The following is a 19,560-nucleotide window of genomic DNA, read 5'->3' as shown; positions in this document are numbered from 1 at the left end:
CCCTATTGCAAAATTACCTTTAAAAATGTTCAACCTAATGAACATCTCTCCAGTATTCTTTCTTAAGCATAAATGCCAAGATAAACAGGATAATTAAAAATCCTATTACCTTAATACCTAGCGCTTCCGATTCAAGACGCGAAGGTTCACCCACGTACTCAAGGAAGTTTGTTAAATCACGAGCCGCTTGGTCGTATTCATCTATGCTTAATTCGCCCGTACCATCTGTTTCAGTAGCAATAACTTTAGTCACAGTGTGACCATGCTCTTGTACTTCTTTAGTGATAGGTGTTGGTAAACCTTGTAGTTCCTGAAGAACGTGAGGCATACCTACCGATGGGAAAACAATGTTGTTAACCCCAAACGGGCGAGATTCATCTTTATAAAACGATTTTAAGTACGTGTAAATATAATCTGGTGATTTTACACGAGCAATTAGAGTTAAATCCGGCGGAGCCGCACCAAACCATTTTGCTGCATCGTCTTTTGTAATCGCGTTAGTAATATGACTACCAACTTTAGAACCGTCAAAAATCAACTGCTCTAAACCAACCTCTGTTGGGATACCGATATCACGAAAAGTACGTTCATAACGTTGATACTGCATTTGGTGACAACCAAGACAGTAGTTCATGAACAACTTTGCACCGCGTTGTAAAGATGGTTGATCAGTAAGGTCGTTGTTCGCTTCCATTAAAGGAACCGATGGACCCGCTGCCATAACCATGTTCGGCAACAAGTTTACTGATAAAGCAAATAAACCAATAATAAGCTTCTTCATCATTTCGTTAACCTCTCTGGCAATGGCTTAGTTTTTTCGTTCTTACTGTATACAAACAACAGTACGAAGAACATAAAGTAAGTCACAGTACAGATTTGAGAAATAATCGTTTTCATATCAGTTTGTGGAGTTGCGCCCACCCAACCTAGAAGAACGAAAGTTACAACAAAACCTGCAATGTTCCATTTATGGAAACCACAACGGTAACGAACCGATTTAACTCTACCACGGTCTACCCAAGGTAGTAACGCAAGTACCACAATCGATGCACCCATCGCCGCAACACCGATTAACTTATCAGGGATTGCACGTAAGATTGCATAGAATGGCGTAAAGTACCAAACCGGGAAAATATGCTCAGGTGTTTTAAGTGGGTTAGCTGCCTCGAAGTTTGGACCTTCTAAAAAGAAGCCATTCATCGCTGGCATAAAGAACACAACCCAACAGAACAATATTAAGAAACCAACCACACCCACAATATCTTTAACTGTGTAGTAAGGGTGGAATGGTATCGCATCAACAATATCTTTCTTGTCAGTGTAATACTCATGAAATTTAAATTTAGGCTTATCTTCTTCAGCTACTGAGCCTTTCTTACGTTTAATCTCAATACCTTCAGGGTTATTTGAACCCACTTCATGTAGAGCAACAATGTGTAAGAAAACTAAGATTACGATAACCAATGGTAGTGCAATTACATGTAATGCAAAGAAGCGGTTAAGCGTTGCACCTGATATTACATAGTCACCACGGATCCAAAGTGTTAAGTCATCACCAATAACCGGAATAGCCCCGAATAAGGAGATGATTACCTGTGCACCCCAGAACGACATTTGCCCCCATGGTAATAAATACCCCATGAATGCTTCAGCCATTAGCGCTAAGAAAATAAACATACCAAATAACCACAGTAACTCACGTGGTTTTTGATAAGAACCGTAGATCATGCCACGGAACATATGCATATATACAACGATGAAAAACGCTGATGCACCGGTTGAGTGCAAGTAACGTAATAACCAGCCATATTCTACATCACGCATGATGTATTCTACTGAAGCGAATGCGCCTTCAGAAGACGGAACAAAGTTCATCGTTAACCAAATACCTGTTAGGATTTGGTTTACTAGTACCAACATGGCTAATGAGCCAAAAAAGTACCAGAAGTTAAAGTTTTTAGGTGCTGGATACTGTGCAATGTGCATGTTCCAAACACGTGTCATTGGGATACGGTCGTCTATCCAACCAATAATCTTACCAAACATTAGGCTGCCCCTTTTTCTTCGCCCACTAAAATAGTGGTCTCATCAAGAAAAGTATAAGGTGGTATCTCTAAGTTTAATGGAGCAGGTACCGATTGAAATACACGGCCAGCCATATCAAATTTAGAACCATGACATGGGCAATAGAAGCCATCATCGGTTCCTTCAACTTTCTCACTAAAGTTACCTTGGAAAAAGCCAGGTGAACACCCTAAATGCGTACAAATACCTACAGCCAGAAAGATTTCTGGACGTAATGAACGGTAATCATTTGTTGATGATTCTAATTGTTGTGGCTCTTGCGAATGCGGATCACGAAGTTGACCTTCATGTTCTTTCATTTGCTCAAGCATTTTTGGGGTCCGTGATACAACCCATACAGGTTTACCACGCCACTCGACACGTATTAATTGTCCCGGTTCAAGTTTGCTGATATCTACTTCTACAGGCGCACCCGCAGATTTAGCTCGCTCACTTGGATTCCAAGACGCAATAAAAGGAACAGCAGCCCCAGCCGCACCAACACCACCTACAACAGAGGTAGCTATGGTTAAAAAGCGACGTCGGCCATTGTCTACAGGCGCATTGCTCATCCACTTATCTCCACTATGATTCTCAACACTTGCTATATTGAGAACATCAGTTACAGCAGGTTAATTATTCGAATTTTTAAAATAGAAGCGATCATAATTAAAACCCTTGATTAAAACAAGGTTATTCAAAGCCCTATGCTCGAATAAAACTAACTTGATCAAAATTTGATTAAGTAAGCTCGAGAATAAAGCCGAACGACTATAATAACGCTTCTGTAAAAACAATATACTGACCAAGATCAACACCACTAAGAGGAAACAGTAAAAACTGTACATAGTGCGGTTAAACTCACTCATTTTACTTCAATGCCAATTGTAGCAAAAAATTCCACCAATTAACTGATGGATTTAAACTAATTACGATAATTATTTAACTTTTTTGCAGCTATCTGAGTGTTTTTTAACTTTCGTTTGATTAATACGCAGTTATTAATCAATTTGATCATCATTAATTGCTGCAATCACCCAGTATCACCGTCGATATAAATAACTTTATATTAAGTTGCAAATGTAAACATTTTGATTTGAAAACAAAAAACCCAGCATAAGCTGGGTTTTTGAATTCTTGATAACGTATAGATTAACGTTTTGAGAACTGTGGACGCTTACGCGCTTTCTTAAGACCCACTTTCTTACGTTCAACTTTACGTGCATCACGTGTAACAAAACCTGCTTTACGAAGTTGTGAACGTAATGATTCGTCAAACTCCATAAGTGCACGAGTGATACCATGACGGATAGCACCAGCTTGACCAGTTGTACCACCACCAGAAACGGTGATGTAAAGGTCAAATTTTTCAGTCATATCAACTAGCTCAAGAGCTTGATGAACAACCATGCGTGCTGTTTCGCGACCAAAATACTCTTCTAGAGAGCGTTTGTTGATTACGATGTTACCAGTGCCTGGGCGTAAGAATACGCGAGCACTTGAACTTTTACGACGACCTGTACCGTAGTATTGATTTGCCATGATGGTGCTCCTTAAATGTCTAGAACCTGAGGCTGTTGTGCAGCATGGTTGTGCTCAGTACCTGTGTAAACTTTAAGTTTACGGTACATAGCGCGGCCTAAAGGACCACGTGGCAACATGCCCTTAACAGCCTTCTCGATGATCATTTCAGGCTTTGCAGCTTGAAGTTTATCAAAAGTAGTAGACTTAAGACCACCTGGAAAACCAGAGTGTGAATAGTACACTTTGTTTTTGAATTTGTTACCAGTTACAGTAACTTTTTCAGCGTTGATAACGATGATATAATCACCAGTATCTACGTGCGGTGTATATTCAACTTTATGCTTACCGCGTAAGCGATGAGCGATTTCAGTAGCGATGCGACCTAAAGTTTTACCTTCAGCGTCAACTACGTACCAGTCACGTTTTACTGTTTCTGGTTTAGCAACAAACGTTTTCATTTATAAAAATCCAATGTTTTTCAATTAAAACCACAAGTAGTTAATATTAACTACTGCTCTAAGTTTGCTATAACCCCTTCGAGTTTTAGACTTTTGCGCCGCTCACAAGTGGCTAGACTATATGAGGGCATAGAACGCAACGTGGCAGACGCGGGAGTATACCAGCACTTAAAACACATTGCTACTCGCCGGTTGTTTTTTCCACAAGAAATTTTAGAAATAAGAAGTACTATATATGCACCTCTTATTTTTAATGGCTAACCTATTATACTTTTACCTACTTATTTAAACCAAATGCTCTCTAGCTAAATACTCTAGAGACTGCATTTCTTGCAAACGGCTTATACAGCGCTTAAATTCAAAGTTTAAATTACCTTGGGTATAAAGTTCGGTAATAGGTTTTTCAGCCGATATAATTAAAGTTACATGGCGCTCGTAAAATTCATCCACTAAAGCAATAAAGCGTCTAGCAGCATCATCATTAGTTTGCCCAAGCTGTTTTACGTTAGAAATAATCACCGTGTTATATAAGCGGCTAATCTCCATGTAATCAACCTGACTACGCGCTGTTTCGCACAATTCACTAAACTCAAACATCACCACGCATTTGGCTACTTTTCGCGTTTTGATTAAACGACCTTCTATCTCTATCGGCTCATCTAATTGTCCAGGCTCTGACGATAGCTTATCGAAGTATTCAAATAGGTTTTTATCCGCTTCTTTATCTAACGGACTATGAAAAATTTCGGCTTGCTCTAAGGTACGCAACCGATAATCAATACCTGAGTCTACATTAACTATTTCTGTATTGAGCTTAACCAGTTCTATAGCAGGGACAAAGCGGGCACGCTGCAAGCCATTTCTGTAAAGCTCATCAGGCACTATATTAGATGTAGCAACAAGTACTATACCCCGTGCAAATAGCGCTTCCATTAAGCCACCTAGCAACATAGCATCGGTAATGTCTTGAACAAAAAACTCATCAAAACAAATTATGTCTGTTTCTGCTTTGAAAGTGTCGGCTATTTTTTCTAATGGATTAGCCGTATTGTTTAGTTTTTTAAGCTCATTATGCACTCGGTGCATAAATCGATGAAAGTGCACGCGCATTTTACGTGTGCCCGGTAGTGATTCGTAAAAAGTGTCAACTAAATAAGTTTTACCACGCCCTACTCCACCCCAAAAGTACAAACCTTTTATAGGCGCAGGTTCATCTTTACTAAATAACTTAGCAAAAAAACCTTTTTGTTTTGGCTTTGCCTGAGTTAGGTCATCGTATAGACGTTGTAAATGGCGCACAGCATTTTCTTGTGCTGCGTCGTGTACAAAGTCATCTCGCTTTAAGTCTTGTTGGTATGTTTGCCAAGGAGTCATATCTATTTACAGTTAAAACACAGTTTAATTTGCAAAGTATATTAACACGCATCATAACTCGGGGTATATTACACTTAGTATGATTTATAATTGAATCAAGCATTCGTTAGTTATTTCCCAAAGGGGTAGTTTTTATGGGCACAGTTATGTGGGTAGGTTTGATTGTTATTGTTGCTGTTGTAGCATTTTTTATTGGCGCATTTGTTACTAAAAAACAATTCAAACAAGATGAATTAAAAGAGCAGGCAGAGCAAGCTGAAAATGCGTTAGAGCAGTATCGTCAAGATGTAGCTGATCATTTAGCGAATACTGGCAAGCTCGTAAATAAAATGAAAGAAAACTATGACCAACTGCTTAGTCACGTTGAAGAAACAAACCAACTTCTTTTAGAAGATAGAAATAAAGCACCAGCAGAACCTTATTTTTCTAAAGAAACAACAGAACAACTACAAGCGTCTTTAAAAGAGCGTCGTTCAGATCGTTCTTCAGCCGCAGCACAACCAGCTGATTATGTATCGGGTGAATCTGGTTTATTTGCTGGTCAAAATAAAGTTTCAGAACATTCTAAAGTATCTTGATGAACTTTTTTTAGACCCCATAGTCTTTAGATATAACAGCTTTGTTGTTTTATCTTAATAAACCAAAAAGGGCTGCTTTTAAAGTAGCCCTTTTTGTTTTTGCTTTATCTTAAGTGGAGTTACCCCTGACTATGAAAATGAAATTATCACTTATCAGCGCAGCTATTTTATCTACAAGCTTATTAATGAACCCTGTAGCGTCTTATGCAAAAATGCCAATTGCAGTAAATGGTCAACAACTACCCACTCTTGCGCCCATGCTAGAGAAAATATCTCCTGGTGTTGTAAGTATCCAAGTTTCAGGCTCTAAAGAAGTACGCCGCCGCGCAGATCCTCTCGAATACTTTTTTGGACAGCAACAGCCTCGTAGTCAAAAACGCCAATTTAGTGGATTAGGTTCTGGGGTCATTATTGATGCTGATGAGGGCTATGTAGTGACTAATAACCACGTAATCCAAGACGCCGAAAAAATGGTAGTTACTCTCGAAGACGGCCGTGAATTTGAAGCAACTAAAATTGGTACTGACACAGAATCAGACATCGCTCTTTTACAAATAGACGCTGATGACTTAACTGAAATCAAACTCGCCAACTCAGATAATTTACGAGTGGGTGACTTTGCGGTTGCGATTGGTAACCCGTTTGGCCTTAGCCATACAGTTACCTCTGGTATTGTTAGTGCCCTTGGTCGAAGTGGTTTAAACATTGAGGGCTACGAAGATTTCATTCAAACCGACGCAGCTATTAACCAAGGTAATTCTGGCGGTGCCTTAGTTAACCTTAATGGTGAGTTGATTGGTATTAATACCGCTATTTTAGGTGCTTCTGGCGGCAACGTGGGCATTGGTTTTGCGATTCCATCTAATATGATGAAAAATCTAGTCGATCAAATTATTGAACATGGTGAAGTGCGTCGAGGCTCGTTAGGCATTTCTGGTCGTCCACTTGATGCTGGACTTGCAAAAGCACAGCAACTTGATGTCAAACAAGGTGCTTATGTAATGCAAGTAATGGACGACACTGCCGCAAGTAAGGCTGGAATTGAAGCTGGTGACGTTATTGTTAGCATAAACGGTGGCGACATTAGTGGCTTTCATGAACTACGCAGCAAAATTGCTACGCTAGGTGAAGGCCGTGAGATAAAACTAGGCATTTACCGCGATGGTAAAATTAAAACAGTGAAAGTAACCCTTGATGGTGCATCAGGTGTTACAGCGACCGGTGAAGAGCTGCATCCTGCATTCCAAGGCGCGACACTTGAAAATGTACAAAAGAATAGTAATAAAGGTGTTGAGGTTACTTCTGTAGACCCTCGCTCACCGTCTGCCCGTGTTGGCCTTGAAGAAGGTGATATTATTATGCAAGTGAATCGTCAACGAGTTGAAACGATTCGCGACATGAATAAAATCATCGACAGTACAAAAGGTAATATAGTACTTGGCGTGCAACGTGGTCGTGAGTCTATATTTATTTTAATTCAGTAATAAATAGCACTATTAATGTAATAAAAATAACAGTGGCACTTGCCGCTGTTATTTTTTTTATGTCATCATAAAGAGATTGCTCACTTACATAATAAGAAAATCGTGCTGAAACTAATAAAATTTATTCTTCCCCCTTTATTTGCAGGCCTAAGTATTGCTTTTTTAGTGGTTTTTTTCAGCCCTAATATGCGAGCGGCTTTACTTCCAAATGTTCCCCTACCAAGCGCAATGAGTTCGAGTCACCTGAGTTTTTCTGATGCAGTTAAACGAGCAGCTCCTTCTGTGGTTACTATTTTTTCAGAAAGTATTTCCAAAGAACCTCGTTATAAAAGAAAAAACACGGTACAAGAGCTAGGCTCTGGCGTCATCATGTCGCAAGACGGTTACATTCTTACCAACTACCATGTTGTTAATAATGCAGATCAAATTATGGTTATTCTAACCGATGGCAGACGCTTTTTTGATGTACAGCTAATTGGTTTTGATACTATTACTGATTTAGCCTTACTTAAAATAAATGCAGATCACCTTCCGGTAATTCCTGTAAATGATAGCTATGTATCCAGTGTAGGCGATGTTGTACTTGCCATAGGTAACCCGCTTAATTTAGGCCAAACAATCACGCAAGGCATTATTAGCGCAACGGGTAAGCAAAAAATTACAGACAGTCCGTACAATAACTTATTGCAAATGGATGCGGCTATTAATGTGGGCAACTCTGGCGGCGCATTAGTTAACTCCAATGGTGATTTAGTCGGTATTACTTCTGCGCAGTTTAAAACGCGTGAGAACTTGAATATTCAAGGAATATTCTTTGCGGTTCCTTACTCACTTGCTAAAAAAGTAATGGGTAAGCTCATTCGTCATGGTCGCGTTGTGCGCGGCTATTTAGGCTTTGAGGGCACAGCAGTAGATAGTACCGGCAAGGAAGTAAACGACAGCCTAACCCCAGTTACTGGCATGCGTATTACTAATTTAGACCCTTTGGGACCAGCATGGCAAGCGGGTATTGAAGAGCAAGATATTGTTATTAAAATTGCAGGGCTTTCGGTAGCAAATCCACAAAAAGTGCTGGAAGAAATAGGTAATACAGAACCAGGTAAAGAAATAGAATTTGAGCTTTACCGGAATGGTAAAATAGAAAAAATCATGGTGGTGGTAGCTGAGCTTGAAACAAAGCTTTAATAAAGAATAATACCAACTTTCATAAATCGTCAATAAAAAGGTCGGATAGCAATTTGCGTATCCGACCTTTTTAAAATAGCTTAGCTAGTTAAATATCTACTTAACTACTTCGACGTTTAATATTTGCACCCAACGCACTTAGCTTATCTTCAATGCGCTGATAGCCTCTATCAACGTGATAAATACGGTCAACAACCGTTTCACCCTGTGCCACTATACCCGTTAAGATTAAGCTAGCTGAAGCGCGTAGGTCGGTTGCCATCACTTGCGCGCCCGTTAGGCTCTCAGTCTCACCACAAATTGCGGTATGCCCTTCTAAACGAATATTAGCACCCATACGCTGTAACTCAGGTACATGCATAAAACGGTTTTCAAAAATCGTTTCCGTAATCGTTGCACTACCATTTGCTACTACATTTAATGCTGTAAACTGAGCTTGCATATCCGTAGGAAAACCTGGGTGTGGAGCTGTTTTAATATTCACGGCTCTCAGTTCTCGGCCACGCATATCAAGATAAATACTGTCGTTATGTACTTCTAAGTGTGCATTTGTTGCGCGTAGCTTTTCAATCACAGGCTCAAGAGAATGAAAGTCAGTGTTTTTACAAAGTACTTCACCTCCTGCCATTGCTGCAGCGACTAAAAATGTACCTGTTTCTATTCTGTCTGGTAAAATGCTGTGCTCACAGCCTGCTAAACGCTCAACGCCTTCAACTTCAATGCGGCTAGTGCCTGCACCCGTAATTTTAGCGCCCATAGCAATTAAGCAGTTAGCTAAATCAATTATTTCGGGCTCGCGTGCAGCATTATCAAGTATGGTTTTACCATCAGCGAGGGCTGCTGCCATCAATAGATTTTCGGTAGCGCCTACGCTTACCATTTCCATAAAGATTTCAGCGCCTTTTAAGCGACCGTTTACCTTGGCATTAATATAACCATTTTCAACGTTTATTTGTGCGCCCATGCGTTCCAAACCTTGAATATGTATATCAACAGGGCGAGCACCAATAGCACACCCACCAGGTAAAGACACTTGAGCTTCACCAAAACGTGCAACTAAAGGGCCTAATGCAAGTACAGAGGCACGCATTTGCTTAACTAAGTCGTATGGCGCTAATGTTTTATTGACCGTTGCGCCGTCAATCACTAGCGTATCGCCGTGCCAATTAACTTCAGCGCCTAGAGTTTTTAATAAGGCTTCTGTGGTCACTATATCGCGAAGACGCGGTACATTAGTAAATGTACTTTTTCCATCAGCTAATAATGAAGCAAACAAAATAGGAAGTGCGGCATTTTTAGCGCCAGAAATAGTCACTTCACCAGCAAGTGAAGTACCACCTTGAATTACAAATTGATCCATTAAGAGGCCCTATTTATTGCGGTAAAATAAATTTTTGTTCACGCTTCCACTCTACAGGAGTAAATGCACGAATAGATACTGCGTGAATTGTGCCATCTGAAATTGTATTCATTAATGGGCCATAAACTAGCTGCTGCTTTTTAACTCGGCTTAAACCGTCAAAGCATTCACCTACTGCAACAACTTCATAATGACTACCATTGGCTTTTACATGTACTTCAGCTAATTGAAGTTCTTCGCGTAATAATGTTTCGACTTGGCTAGTTTCCATAACTCTCACTCAAATAGGGTTGTAACCTGACCCAATTGCATTAAATTTTGCAATTGCTCAGGTAGGTTTTGCAATTCAAGGCGAATGCCTTGCTGCTTTAATTCTGCAAAAGAGTGAATTAACCAAGCTAAGCCCGCTGTGTCAACCCTAGATACACCACTTAGGTCGAAATAGATGATTTTATGCTTGGTTAATAGCTTGTTGTTCAGAAGCTGTTCATCGCCAATTGAATTTCGAGTAAGCTCACCGTTTACTCGAAAATGTTGTCCATCAACTTGGCTTATTGCCAATTTAGTCATTCGAGTTACTGCCTCTAAACTGAACTGGTAGCTGACTCTTTTGCTCTAAAAGGTTACTTACATTATCAATACCTTGCTGACGCAAAATACCTTGTAGCTCACTTTGTTTTGCGTCTAGTAAACTAATACCTTCAGCAATCATATCGTACGCGCGCCATTCACCATCACGGTCTTCGCGTACTTTAAAATCGATTCTGATATCAGGTTTACCATCTTCAATAATTTTAGTTTTAACGACAACGACATCTTTGCCTTTAAATGCTTGTTCTGCACCAAACTCAACTTTCTGGTTTGTATATTGAGTGAATACACCTGCATAAGTAGCAACTAAATACTCTCTAAACACACCAATAAAGCGTTGAATTTCTTTAATTGCTTTGGCTTTTTCAGCTTCGTCGGTAATTGCACGTACTTTAGATACTTCACTACCTAGTACGCGAAGTGCTGCATATTTGTAGTCGATATAAGGCATTAATTCTTCTTCAACGATTACGCGAAGATGCTCTTGATTTTTAACAATTAATGGCTGATCTTTTTTAATACGTGCAAATGTATTATCGGCAACTTGGCGTACCATTTTATTTGGATCGATTAATTTCACATCTGCTGCACTTACGCTTTGAGTTAGCGTCATTGTGCCAATTGCTACAATAGCTAAAAACTTTTTCAACATAATAATTACTCACTACCTTGGTTGAATAAAAACTGCCCGATTAATTCTTCAAGTACAATGGCAGACTTAGTGTCAGTAATTGAATCGCCATCACCTAGTGCTTTGCTTTCCACACCAAATAAATCGTCAATTGCTTCATCTTGCTTGTTCTCAGTCACTGTTTCGCCTAAACAACGTTGCTTAGCCGAATCTGGAGAAATGACAGGGTGAATACCTAAGTACTGCTCACCTAAAATACCCGACGTTAAAATAGAGATTGAGCTTGTGTCTGAAAAGCGACATAAATACTGTGCATCAATGGTCATGTTTACCACTGGTAAAAACTCTTGTGGGTGTACATAAATTGATTCAACACGACCAATTACAACACCACCTACTTTTACCGGCGCACGCGCTTTTAATGAGCCAATATTTTCAAACTTGGCATTAAGCGTATATGTTTCGCCAGAGCCACTAATACCTGAATTGGCAACTTTAAGTGCGAGCATCGCAAAAGCTAAAATGCCAAGTGCTACAAAAAAACCAACTAAAATTTCTAATTTCCGTGAATTCATTATCTATACCCTATTAGCTGGTAAACATTACCGCTGTCAAAATAAAGTCAAAACCTAAAACTGCTAATGACGAATGAACAACCGTTTCGGTGGTTGCTTTGCTGATCCCTTCTGAGGTCGGCACACAGTCATATCCTTTATAAAGCGCAATCCAGGTCACCACTATGGCGAATACAAAACTCTTAATAATACCGTTTAGTATGTCTTGCTGAAACGACACTTGTGATTGCATGATTGACCAAAAACTACCTGTATCAACCCCCAGCCAATCTACACCCACTAAATGAGCGCCTATGATTGCTACGGCTGAAAATATCAATGCAAGCAATGGCATGCTTATAAAACCCGCCCAAAAGCGCGGTGCAATAATACGTTTTAGCGGATCGATTGCCATCATCTCAAGTGATGAAAGTTGCTCTGTTGCTTTCATTAAGCCAATTTCAGCAGTCAATGCGCTACCTGCGCGTCCTGCAAATAGTAATGCAGTAACAACCGGGCCCAGTTCTCGCAATAAACTCAGTGCCACTAACGGCCCTAAACTATCCTCAGCGCCATAACCAACTAATACGGTGTAACCTTGTAGAGCCAACACCATGCCGATAAACAAACCCGACACCATAATAATCAGCAACGATTGCGAACCGACCATATAAAGTTGGCGAACAAGTAACGGTGTGCCTTTTTTAAAATTAGGAACATGCGCAAGCGCACTAAATAGCATATAAGCCGAACGGCCAAGAGCCGCAAAACGTCCTAGCGTTTTATGCCCTAGCTTTTGAAATAAATCCAACATTATGCTTTTTCTCCAAGCAGTTCATCTGCATAAGCTTGAGCCGGAAAATGAAATGGTACTGGACCATCCGACAAGCCTTTTAAAAACTGTTGAACTAAAGGAGATTCATGATTGCGCATTTCATCAGGAGTACCACAACCAATTACACCTTGATCGGCGATAATTATAACGTGATCGGCAATACTCATTACCTCTGTCACATCGTGTGTAACAATTAAAGACGATAAACCCAATACTTCGTTAAGCGACTTAATTAGCTTAACCAATACGCCCATCGAAATAGGATCTTGTCCTGCAAATGGTTCATCGTACATGATTAGCTCTGGATCAAGTGCTATAGCGCGCGCAAGTGCAGCACGTCTTGCCATACCGCCCGATAACTCAGAGGGCATTAAATCTTTAGCGCCACGTAGCCCAACCGCTTGCAATTTCATTAATACAACTAATCGGATAAGGTCTTCACTTAGCTTTGTGTGCTCTCTTATAGGAAACGCAATATTGTCAAATACCGACATATCAGTAAACAGCGCACCACTTTGAAAAAGCATGCTCATTTTAGTACGTGCTTCGTATAACTCTTTACGAGACATTTTAGGAATGCTGCCACCTTCAAATAAAATATCACCTGAATCTGGTTTAAGCTGACCACCAATTAAACGCAACATAGTGGTTTTGCCAATTCCGCTTGGCCCCATGATCGCAGTAATTTTACCTTTAGGAACGCTAAAACTCATATTTTTATATATAGTTCTATTGCCTCTCGAAAAGCTAACATCCTTGACTTCTACTATTGATTGCGACAAGTCGCTCTCCATAAAAATGTTCACTAGTGCACCTATTTTAAAGCTTTTTTGTCAAAGATGGAAAAAACAATTCGTAAGATTTTGTAATACACCCATGAAAAGGATTATAAGACTCGCTCAAAACAGCTTAACCCCGGCTTAAATTTTTAAATTAGCTGTTTAAAAGCAGTATTGTTACGTAGTTGACCTTACTCTTTTATTTATACTTTCATCTTGGCTTTTGTTACTATTCGCGCCATCCGTATTTTGTATAACTGGCTTAACACAATGGTTACCTCGTTTGTTATTTTAATTCTTGGTTTTGCAGCTCTTGTTTGGAGTGCAGACAGGTTTGTTTATGGCGCTGCGGCTCTTGCTAAAAACTTTGGTGTACCTACACTTATTGTTGGTCTAACCGTGGTAGCTATGGGCTCTTCAGCACCCGAAATGATGGTTTCTGCCTCTGCCGCTCTGGCTAATAAAACCGACACAGCGGTTGGCAATGCTGTTGGCTCTAATATTACAAACATTTTACTTGTGTTAGGTATCACTGCTCTATTTCGCCCTCTTTCAGTTTCATCTAGTACGTTAAAACGTGAAATGCCATTAGTGATGCTCGTATCTTTAGTTACTTGGTATGTGTTCTCAGATAACTACTTTTCATTTAATGAAGGTGTTGCACTTTTGGTTGGCTTTATCGTATTCATCGGTGGGTTAATTATTGTATCTATGCGTGCGAAAAACCAAGATGATCCATTTGTCTCAGAAGCCTGCGACGACGTACCTAACGATGTACCTACGAAAAAAGCGGTATTTTGGTTAGTTGTCGGCATGATACTCCTACCTGTTAGCTCTCATTTTTTAATAGGTTCGGCTGTCGATATTGCTAAATACTTCGGCTTAAGCGACCTAGTCATTGGCTTAACAATTATTGCCATCGGTACTAGTTTGCCTGAACTTGCCGCTTCGGTTGCAGGTGTACTTAAAAATGAAGATGATTTAGCACTAGGTAATATTGTTGGCTCAAACATATTTAATATTCTAGCGGTATTACCACTTGCCGGTATTATTAACCCTTCTGCCATTGACCCATCATTAGTAAGCCGAGACGTATTAATTATGATTGGCGCAACACTTGCTCTTATTATTATGTCATTGAACTTTAGAGGCACCCAACGTATCAATAGAGTAGAAGGCGGCTTATTGCTAATAGCGTTTTTGGGTTACCAAGGGTATATTTTTAGTCAAGTAGGGTAAATGATGGCAACGCTAAATTTTATTGAACAAGGCCTTCGCGTTTTAGATGTTGAGCGCCAAGCACTTAGTGATATTGCACAATATGTAGATGAAAACTTTCATAACGCGTGCCAATTAATGTACGACTGCGAAGGCCGTATTATTGTCATTGGTATGGGTAAGTCAGGTCATATTGGCAATAAAATAGCGGCAACCCTTGCAAGTACTGGCAGTCCAGCATTTTTTGTTCACCCTGGTGAAGCAAGTCATGGTGATTTAGGTATGATCACTAAAAATGACGTGGTTATGCTTATTTCCAATTCAGGGGAGACCAGCGAAGTTTTAAATATCATTCCGGTTTTAAAACGACTTGGTGCCAAAATGATAGCGATGACTGGCAATACGCAATCAACCATGGCGACCCTTGCTAATGTACATGTGTGTATTAAAGTAGAAAAAGAAGCCTGTTCATTGGGTCTAGCTCCTACATCAAGTACCACTGCAACGCTTGCGATGGGCGATGCCATGGCAGTTGCATTATTAGAAGCTCGCGGGTTTACAGCTGATGACTTCGCGCTATCTCACCCAGGTGGTAGTTTAGGCAAGCGTTTATTACTTACTTTAAAAGATGTTATGCACAGCGGCGCAAATACACCTATTATTAGCGTTTCACAAACAGTTAAAGACGCCCTCATTGAAATGTCTGCTAAAGGTTTAGGTATGACAGCCATTGTTGATGAAAATCAGCAGCTCGTGGGATTATTTACCGATGGCGATTTGCGTCGTATTTTAGAGCAAAGAATTGATATTCATACAACACAAATAGATGTTGTTATGACTAAGTCATGTACTACGGCTACACAAGATATTTTAGCCGCTGAAGCGCTTAACATTATGGAACACAAACGTATAAATGGCTTAATCGTCGTCAATGAGAAAAACCAACCTATTGGCGCATTAAACATGCAAGACCTATTAAAAGCAGGAGTATTATAAATGCAATTTGAAGAACTCTATCAACCGCTGAGCGATGATGCAAAAGCACGCGCTAAAAAAGTAAAGCTACTTATATGCGATATTGATGGTGTATTTTCTGATGGCCGTATTTATCTTGGTAATCAAGGTGAAGAGCTAAAAGCATTTAATACAAAAGATGGTTTTGGCATTAAAGCGCTTATAAACAGTGGCTTTGAAGTGGCTGTAATTACTGGTCGTCTTTCACAAATAGTGCAACAACGTATGAGCAGCTTAACCGTACAGCATATTTATCAAGGCCAAGAAAATAAGCTCATTGCCTATCAAGAATTAAAAGACAAACTCAACCTTAGCGATGAACAAATTGCTTATATCGGTGATGATGGTCCTGACATGCCCGTTATGGAATTAGTCGGCTTTGCTGTTGCAGTAAATGATGCCCATCCACTTATTAAACGTTTATCACACTATGTAACGCAAATGCCTGGCGGCTTTGGTGCAGTAAGAGAGCTCACCGACTTACTTATGCTTGAAAATGGTAAAGCATTGACTACACAAGGCACTAGTTCATGAATGCAGCGCGCATAATATTAAGCGTTTTATTCATTAGCTGTATGGTTTGGCTTTGGTACCCTTATTTTACACAAACAAATATTGTGCCTCAGACTGAGCCTGAAGTTATTGCCAAGCCTGATTACATAGCCATTGAACTCAAACAAACAGCCTATGACGAACAAGGTAAAATTAGCCACAAAGTCACTGCGGCTAAAATGGAGCTATATCAACAATTAGGTTTTACGTTTTTTGAAAAACCTATTTTTACTTTATATAACGAAAAGCAAACGTGGCAAATAAATGCAGACGAAGCAACATTATACGAAGACAAACAATTAATTTTAGAAGGCAATGTGGTTGCCAAAAACTTAACCGATAACGCCATGATAGACAAAATCAATGCTGATAATATTCAGGTAGATATAAAGCTATTAACAATGCGTTCGGAGCAACCCGTTATCATCACTGGACCCAATTTAAAAATCACTGGTAAAGGCCTAGAAGCCGACTTAAAAACCGAAGTGATAAAACTAATTAACCATACGCGAACCATATATTATGACCAATAAAATATTAAAATCACTTATTATTCCTACACTTATACTAGCGTTTAATAGTAGTGCTGCCGAGCAAAACACGCAACCGACTGCAAATCAAATTTCAATAAGCGCCGATAAGCAAGAAGGTCAATTAAAAGCTAATGTCGGGATTTTTGAGAAAAATGTTGAAATTATTCACGGTAATCGCCGTATCACAGCCGACCGCTTAGAAGTACATAAACGCGATGAACTTGGTGATAATAAACAATTATTAATTGCTACAGGTAGCCCTGCGCACTTTGAAGAAAAGCAATCAGATGGCACGACTATGAGCGCCAGTGCTGACGAAGTACGTTATGATGTATCTAAGCGTTTTTTAACGCTTGTTGGTAATGCACAAGTATCGCAAGCGGGACAAAAAATAAATGCTAAAAGCATTACCTACGATATAGAGCAGCAGCTAATCAGTGCCGAAAAAGATGAAAACTCAACTGACCGCGTTCACACAATTTTAGTGCCAATCGAGACTAAAAAAAGTAAAAAAAGCGACAAAGGTCAACCATGAGCACATTAAAAGCAGAGCTATTAGCAAAGAGCTATAAAGGCCGTGAAGTTGTAAAAAACGTCGGCCTTGAAGTCAAAGCTGGCAGTATTGTTGGCTTACTTGGCCCTAACGGCGCAGGTAAAACCACCACGTTTTATATGATAGTAGGACTTGTACCTAGCGACAAAGGTAAAATATCGATAGACGATAACGATATTACTCTTTTACCTATGCATAGTCGTGCTAGATTAGGCATTGGCTACTTACCGCAAGAGTCTTCAATATTCAGAAAGCTGACTGTTTATCAAAACTTAATGGCCATTTTAGAAACGCGCAAAGAGTTAAATAAACAAGCTAGAGAAGACACTCTCGATAAATTATTAGATGAATTTAGCATACAACACATTCGTGATAGCCAAGGTATGGCATTGTCGGGTGGCGAACGTCGTCGTGTGGAAATAGCACGTGCGCTGGCAGCAGATCCTAAATTTATATTACTAGATGAACCATTTGCAGGTGTTGACCCGATTTCGGTATTAGACATAAAGAAAATAATAGAACATCTCAAAAATCGTGGGATTGGTGTATTAATTACCGATCATAACGTAAGAGAAACCCTTGATGTTTGTGAAAAAGCCTACATTGTTTCTCATGGGGAGCTGATTGCATCAGGTACTCCAGAACACGTATTAAATGATAAAACAGTACGCGATGTTTACTTAGGCGAGCAATTTAGGCTGTAACATTTACGCCATGTCTTTAAGCATCTGCTAGTATTAATTATAACAACATAAAAGGATTGTTAGAGATACATGAGGCAATCACTACAGCTGCGCATGGGCCAGCAACTTACAATGACTCCACAGTTGCAACAAGCTATTCGTTTGTTGCAACTCAGTACATTGGATCTCCAGCAAGAAATACAAGAAGCTCTCGACAGCAACCCGCTATTAGAGGTTGAAGAAGCAGACTATTCCGAAGACGCTGCAGGTAAAAACGAGCAAAAAGCAGATACAGATGACATAACTGTTAGCGCATCTGCCGATGATGCTCCAAGCGAATATGAACAAGATAGTGGTGAAGCACTTGCAAAAGACACGCTAAGTGACGACATGGCTATGGATGTTAGTTGGGATGAGTACATGAGTGCCGCCCCAGCAGCATCATCGGGTCCGATGCCTGAAGACGAATCAATATACCAAGGTGCCTCTACTGAAACGCTCCATGAGTATTTAATGTGGCAGTTACAACTAACGCCATTTAGCCCTACAGACGAAGCTATTGCTATTGCTATTGTAGAAGCCGTCGATGATTCAGGTATTTTAACACTAAGCTGCGAAGAGATTTTAGAAAGCTTTAATCAAGAAAACGAAGATGATAACGAAGTCGAACTTGATGAAATTGAAGCTGTATTAAAACGCATCCAACTGTTTGATCCTGTTGGTATTGCTGCACGTAGTTTACAAGAGTGTTTGTGTATTCAGCTTAACCAGTTTGATAAAGAAACACCTTACATTAATGAAACAAAAATGATTTTAACCGAGCATATTGATTTATTAGCTGCTCGTGACTATCGTACATTAATGAAGAAAACTAAGCTCAAAGAAGAAGAGCTTAAAGAAGTAATGACATTAATACATACTCTTAGCCCTAAACCTGCAGATACTATTGTAAGAGAAGAATCTGAGTATGTTATTCCTGATGTGTCAGTTAAAAAAATTAAAGGCCGCTGGGTTGTTGAGTTAAACCCAGATAGCATGCCTAAAATTCGTGTTAATAGCCAATACGCGGCAATGTCTCGCACTGTAAAATCCAGTGGTGACAGCCAGTTTATTCGCTCGCATTTACAAGAAGCTAAATGGTTTATTAAAAGCTTAGAAAGTAGAAACGACACGCTATTAAAAGTAACAAATTGTATTGTTAAGCAACAACAAGGCTTTTTTGAACACGGTCCTGAAGCCATGAAACCAATGGTTTTAAATGATGTTGCTGAAATGGTAGAAATGCACGAATCAACAATTTCGCGCGTAACAACCCAAAAGTATATGCACACACCCCGTGGTATATTTGAGCTTAAATATTTTTTCTCAAGCCATGTAAGCACCGAAAACGGTGGTGAATGTTCATCTACAGCAATCCGTGCGCTTATCCGAAAATTAATCGCAGCAGAAAACTCAGCAAAACCATTGAGTGATAGCAAAATAGCGGATATATTGGCTGAGCAAGGAATTAAAGTAGCGAGACGTACAATCGCAAAATACCGCGAATCTCTGGCTATTCCACCGTCAAATCAACGTAAAAGTTTGATTTAA

General features: G+C 39.7%; 23 protein-coding genes. 10 read left to right on the top strand and 13 right to left on the bottom strand.

What is annotated here, in order from left to right; genetic code table 11:
- Window positions 1-34 precede the first annotated feature (34 nt).
- The 6 genes from I6F42_RS08495 to zapE all read right to left on the bottom strand — a co-directional run bounded on the left by I6F42_RS08495 (window position 35) and on the right by zapE (window position 5,420).
- Window positions 35-784, bottom strand: a complete 750-nt coding sequence (locus tag I6F42_RS08495; RefSeq protein ID WP_007580337.1) for a cytochrome c1 — start codon at window positions 782-784, stop codon at window positions 35-37.
- Window positions 781-2,046: a cytochrome b N-terminal domain-containing protein gene (locus I6F42_RS08490; RefSeq protein ID WP_007580335.1), complete on the bottom strand. Its 1,266-nt coding sequence runs from the start codon at window positions 2,044-2,046 to the stop codon at window positions 781-783. Before I6F42_RS08490 ends, I6F42_RS08495 begins: the two co-directional genes overlap by 4 nt.
- On the bottom strand, window positions 2,046-2,636 hold the full coding sequence (gene petA / locus I6F42_RS08485) for a ubiquinol-cytochrome c reductase iron-sulfur subunit (RefSeq protein ID WP_007580333.1): 591 nt from the start codon (window positions 2,634-2,636) through the stop codon (window positions 2,046-2,048). Before petA ends, I6F42_RS08490 begins: the two co-directional genes overlap by 1 nt.
- 580 nt (window positions 2,637-3,216) lie before the next feature.
- Complete coding sequence (rpsI, locus tag I6F42_RS08480; protein WP_024590200.1) at window positions 3,217-3,609, bottom strand: 30S ribosomal protein S9; 393 nt, start codon at window positions 3,607-3,609, stop codon at window positions 3,217-3,219.
- Between the two features lie 8 nt (window positions 3,610-3,617).
- Window positions 3,618-4,046: a 50S ribosomal protein L13 gene (gene rplM, locus I6F42_RS08475; RefSeq protein ID WP_007378318.1), complete on the bottom strand. Its 429-nt coding sequence runs from the start codon at window positions 4,044-4,046 to the stop codon at window positions 3,618-3,620.
- 285 nt (window positions 4,047-4,331) lie between these two features.
- A complete protein-coding gene (gene zapE / locus I6F42_RS08470; RefSeq protein WP_010554277.1) occupies window positions 4,332-5,420 on the bottom strand; it encodes a cell division protein ZapE in 1,089 nt (362 codons plus the stop codon).
- Between the two features lie 134 nt (window positions 5,421-5,554).
- Between zapE and I6F42_RS08465 the strand changes: the two genes are divergently transcribed.
- The 3 genes from I6F42_RS08465 (at window position 5,555) to I6F42_RS08455 (ending at window position 8,667) form a co-directional block, all read left to right on the top strand.
- Window positions 5,555-5,998: a YhcB family protein gene (locus I6F42_RS08465; RefSeq protein WP_197151794.1), complete on the top strand. Its 444-nt coding sequence runs from the start codon at window positions 5,555-5,557 to the stop codon at window positions 5,996-5,998.
- Window positions 5,999-6,129: 131 nt separating this feature from the next.
- A complete protein-coding gene (locus tag I6F42_RS08460) occupies window positions 6,130-7,482 on the top strand; it encodes a Do family serine endopeptidase (RefSeq protein WP_197151791.1) in 1,353 nt (450 codons plus the stop codon).
- 102 nt (window positions 7,483-7,584) lie between these two features.
- A complete protein-coding gene (locus I6F42_RS08455) occupies window positions 7,585-8,667 on the top strand; it encodes a trypsin-like peptidase domain-containing protein (protein ID WP_007580320.1) in 1,083 nt (360 codons plus the stop codon).
- A gap of 100 nt (window positions 8,668-8,767) precedes the next feature.
- Here I6F42_RS08455 and murA read toward each other — a convergent pair whose 3' ends face one another.
- The 7 genes from murA to I6F42_RS08420 are packed head-to-tail and all read right to left on the bottom strand — an operon-like array spanning window position 8,768 to window position 13,432.
- Entirely contained in the window at window positions 8,768-10,027 is a 1,260-nt protein-coding gene (gene murA, locus I6F42_RS08450; protein ID WP_010554275.1) for a UDP-N-acetylglucosamine 1-carboxyvinyltransferase, read from the bottom strand.
- 13 nt (window positions 10,028-10,040) lie between these two features.
- Window positions 10,041-10,298 (bottom strand): BolA family protein, encoded by a 258-nt coding sequence (locus tag I6F42_RS08445; protein WP_002957953.1) that lies wholly within the window; start codon window positions 10,296-10,298, stop codon window positions 10,041-10,043.
- Between the two features lie 5 nt (window positions 10,299-10,303).
- Window positions 10,304-10,597, bottom strand: a complete 294-nt coding sequence (locus I6F42_RS08440; protein ID WP_010554274.1) for a lipid asymmetry maintenance protein MlaB — start codon at window positions 10,595-10,597, stop codon at window positions 10,304-10,306.
- Window positions 10,590-11,270, bottom strand: a complete 681-nt coding sequence (locus tag I6F42_RS08435) for a phospholipid-binding protein MlaC (RefSeq protein ID WP_007580315.1) — start codon at window positions 11,268-11,270, stop codon at window positions 10,590-10,592. Before I6F42_RS08435 ends, I6F42_RS08440 begins: the two co-directional genes overlap by 8 nt.
- A 5-nt stretch (window positions 11,271-11,275) precedes the next feature.
- Window positions 11,276-11,824, bottom strand: a complete 549-nt coding sequence (mlaD, locus tag I6F42_RS08430; protein ID WP_002957950.1) for an outer membrane lipid asymmetry maintenance protein MlaD — start codon at window positions 11,822-11,824, stop codon at window positions 11,276-11,278.
- A 13-nt stretch (window positions 11,825-11,837) separates the two neighbouring features.
- Complete coding sequence (gene mlaE / locus I6F42_RS08425; protein WP_002957949.1) at window positions 11,838-12,617, bottom strand: lipid asymmetry maintenance ABC transporter permease subunit MlaE; 780 nt, start codon at window positions 12,615-12,617, stop codon at window positions 11,838-11,840.
- Entirely contained in the window at window positions 12,617-13,432 is an 816-nt protein-coding gene (locus I6F42_RS08420; RefSeq protein WP_076915496.1) for an ATP-binding cassette domain-containing protein, read from the bottom strand. Before I6F42_RS08420 ends, mlaE begins: the two co-directional genes overlap by 1 nt.
- 255 nt (window positions 13,433-13,687) lie before the next feature.
- Here I6F42_RS08420 and I6F42_RS08415 point away from each other — a divergent pair, with 255 nt between their 5' ends.
- The 7 genes from I6F42_RS08415 (at window position 13,688) to I6F42_RS08385 (ending at window position 19,560) form a co-directional block, all read left to right on the top strand.
- On the top strand, window positions 13,688-14,656 hold the full coding sequence (locus I6F42_RS08415; protein ID WP_010554272.1) for a calcium/sodium antiporter: 969 nt from the start codon (window positions 13,688-13,690) through the stop codon (window positions 14,654-14,656).
- A gap of 3 nt (window positions 14,657-14,659) precedes the next feature.
- Window positions 14,660-15,631 carry a KpsF/GutQ family sugar-phosphate isomerase gene (locus I6F42_RS08410; protein WP_007580312.1) on the top strand — a complete coding sequence of 324 codons (972 nt, stop codon included), beginning with the start codon at window positions 14,660-14,662 and terminating at the stop codon, window positions 15,629-15,631.
- Entirely contained in the window at window positions 15,632-16,183 is a 552-nt protein-coding gene (gene kdsC, locus I6F42_RS08405) for a 3-deoxy-manno-octulosonate-8-phosphatase KdsC (RefSeq protein WP_197151789.1), read from the top strand.
- Entirely contained in the window at window positions 16,180-16,734 is a 555-nt protein-coding gene (lptC, locus tag I6F42_RS08400; protein WP_007580308.1) for an LPS export ABC transporter periplasmic protein LptC, read from the top strand. Before kdsC ends, lptC begins: the two co-directional genes overlap by 4 nt.
- Entirely contained in the window at window positions 16,724-17,269 is a 546-nt protein-coding gene (gene lptA, locus I6F42_RS08395; RefSeq protein ID WP_007580307.1) for a lipopolysaccharide transport periplasmic protein LptA, read from the top strand. The genes lptC and lptA overlap by 11 nt, the downstream gene beginning before the upstream one ends.
- Window positions 17,266-17,991 (top strand): LPS export ABC transporter ATP-binding protein, encoded by a 726-nt coding sequence (lptB, locus tag I6F42_RS08390; protein WP_007580304.1) that lies wholly within the window; start codon window positions 17,266-17,268, stop codon window positions 17,989-17,991. Before lptA ends, lptB begins: the two co-directional genes overlap by 4 nt.
- A gap of 69 nt (window positions 17,992-18,060) precedes the next feature.
- A complete protein-coding gene (locus I6F42_RS08385; RefSeq protein WP_007580303.1) occupies window positions 18,061-19,560 on the top strand; it encodes an RNA polymerase factor sigma-54 in 1,500 nt (499 codons plus the stop codon).

It is taken from the genome of Pseudoalteromonas sp. SWYJZ12, assembly GCF_015864395.1.
GTDB lineage: Bacteria > Pseudomonadota > Gammaproteobacteria > Enterobacterales > Alteromonadaceae > Pseudoalteromonas > Pseudoalteromonas arctica.
This window is presented reverse-complemented; position numbering and strand designations above follow the sequence as displayed.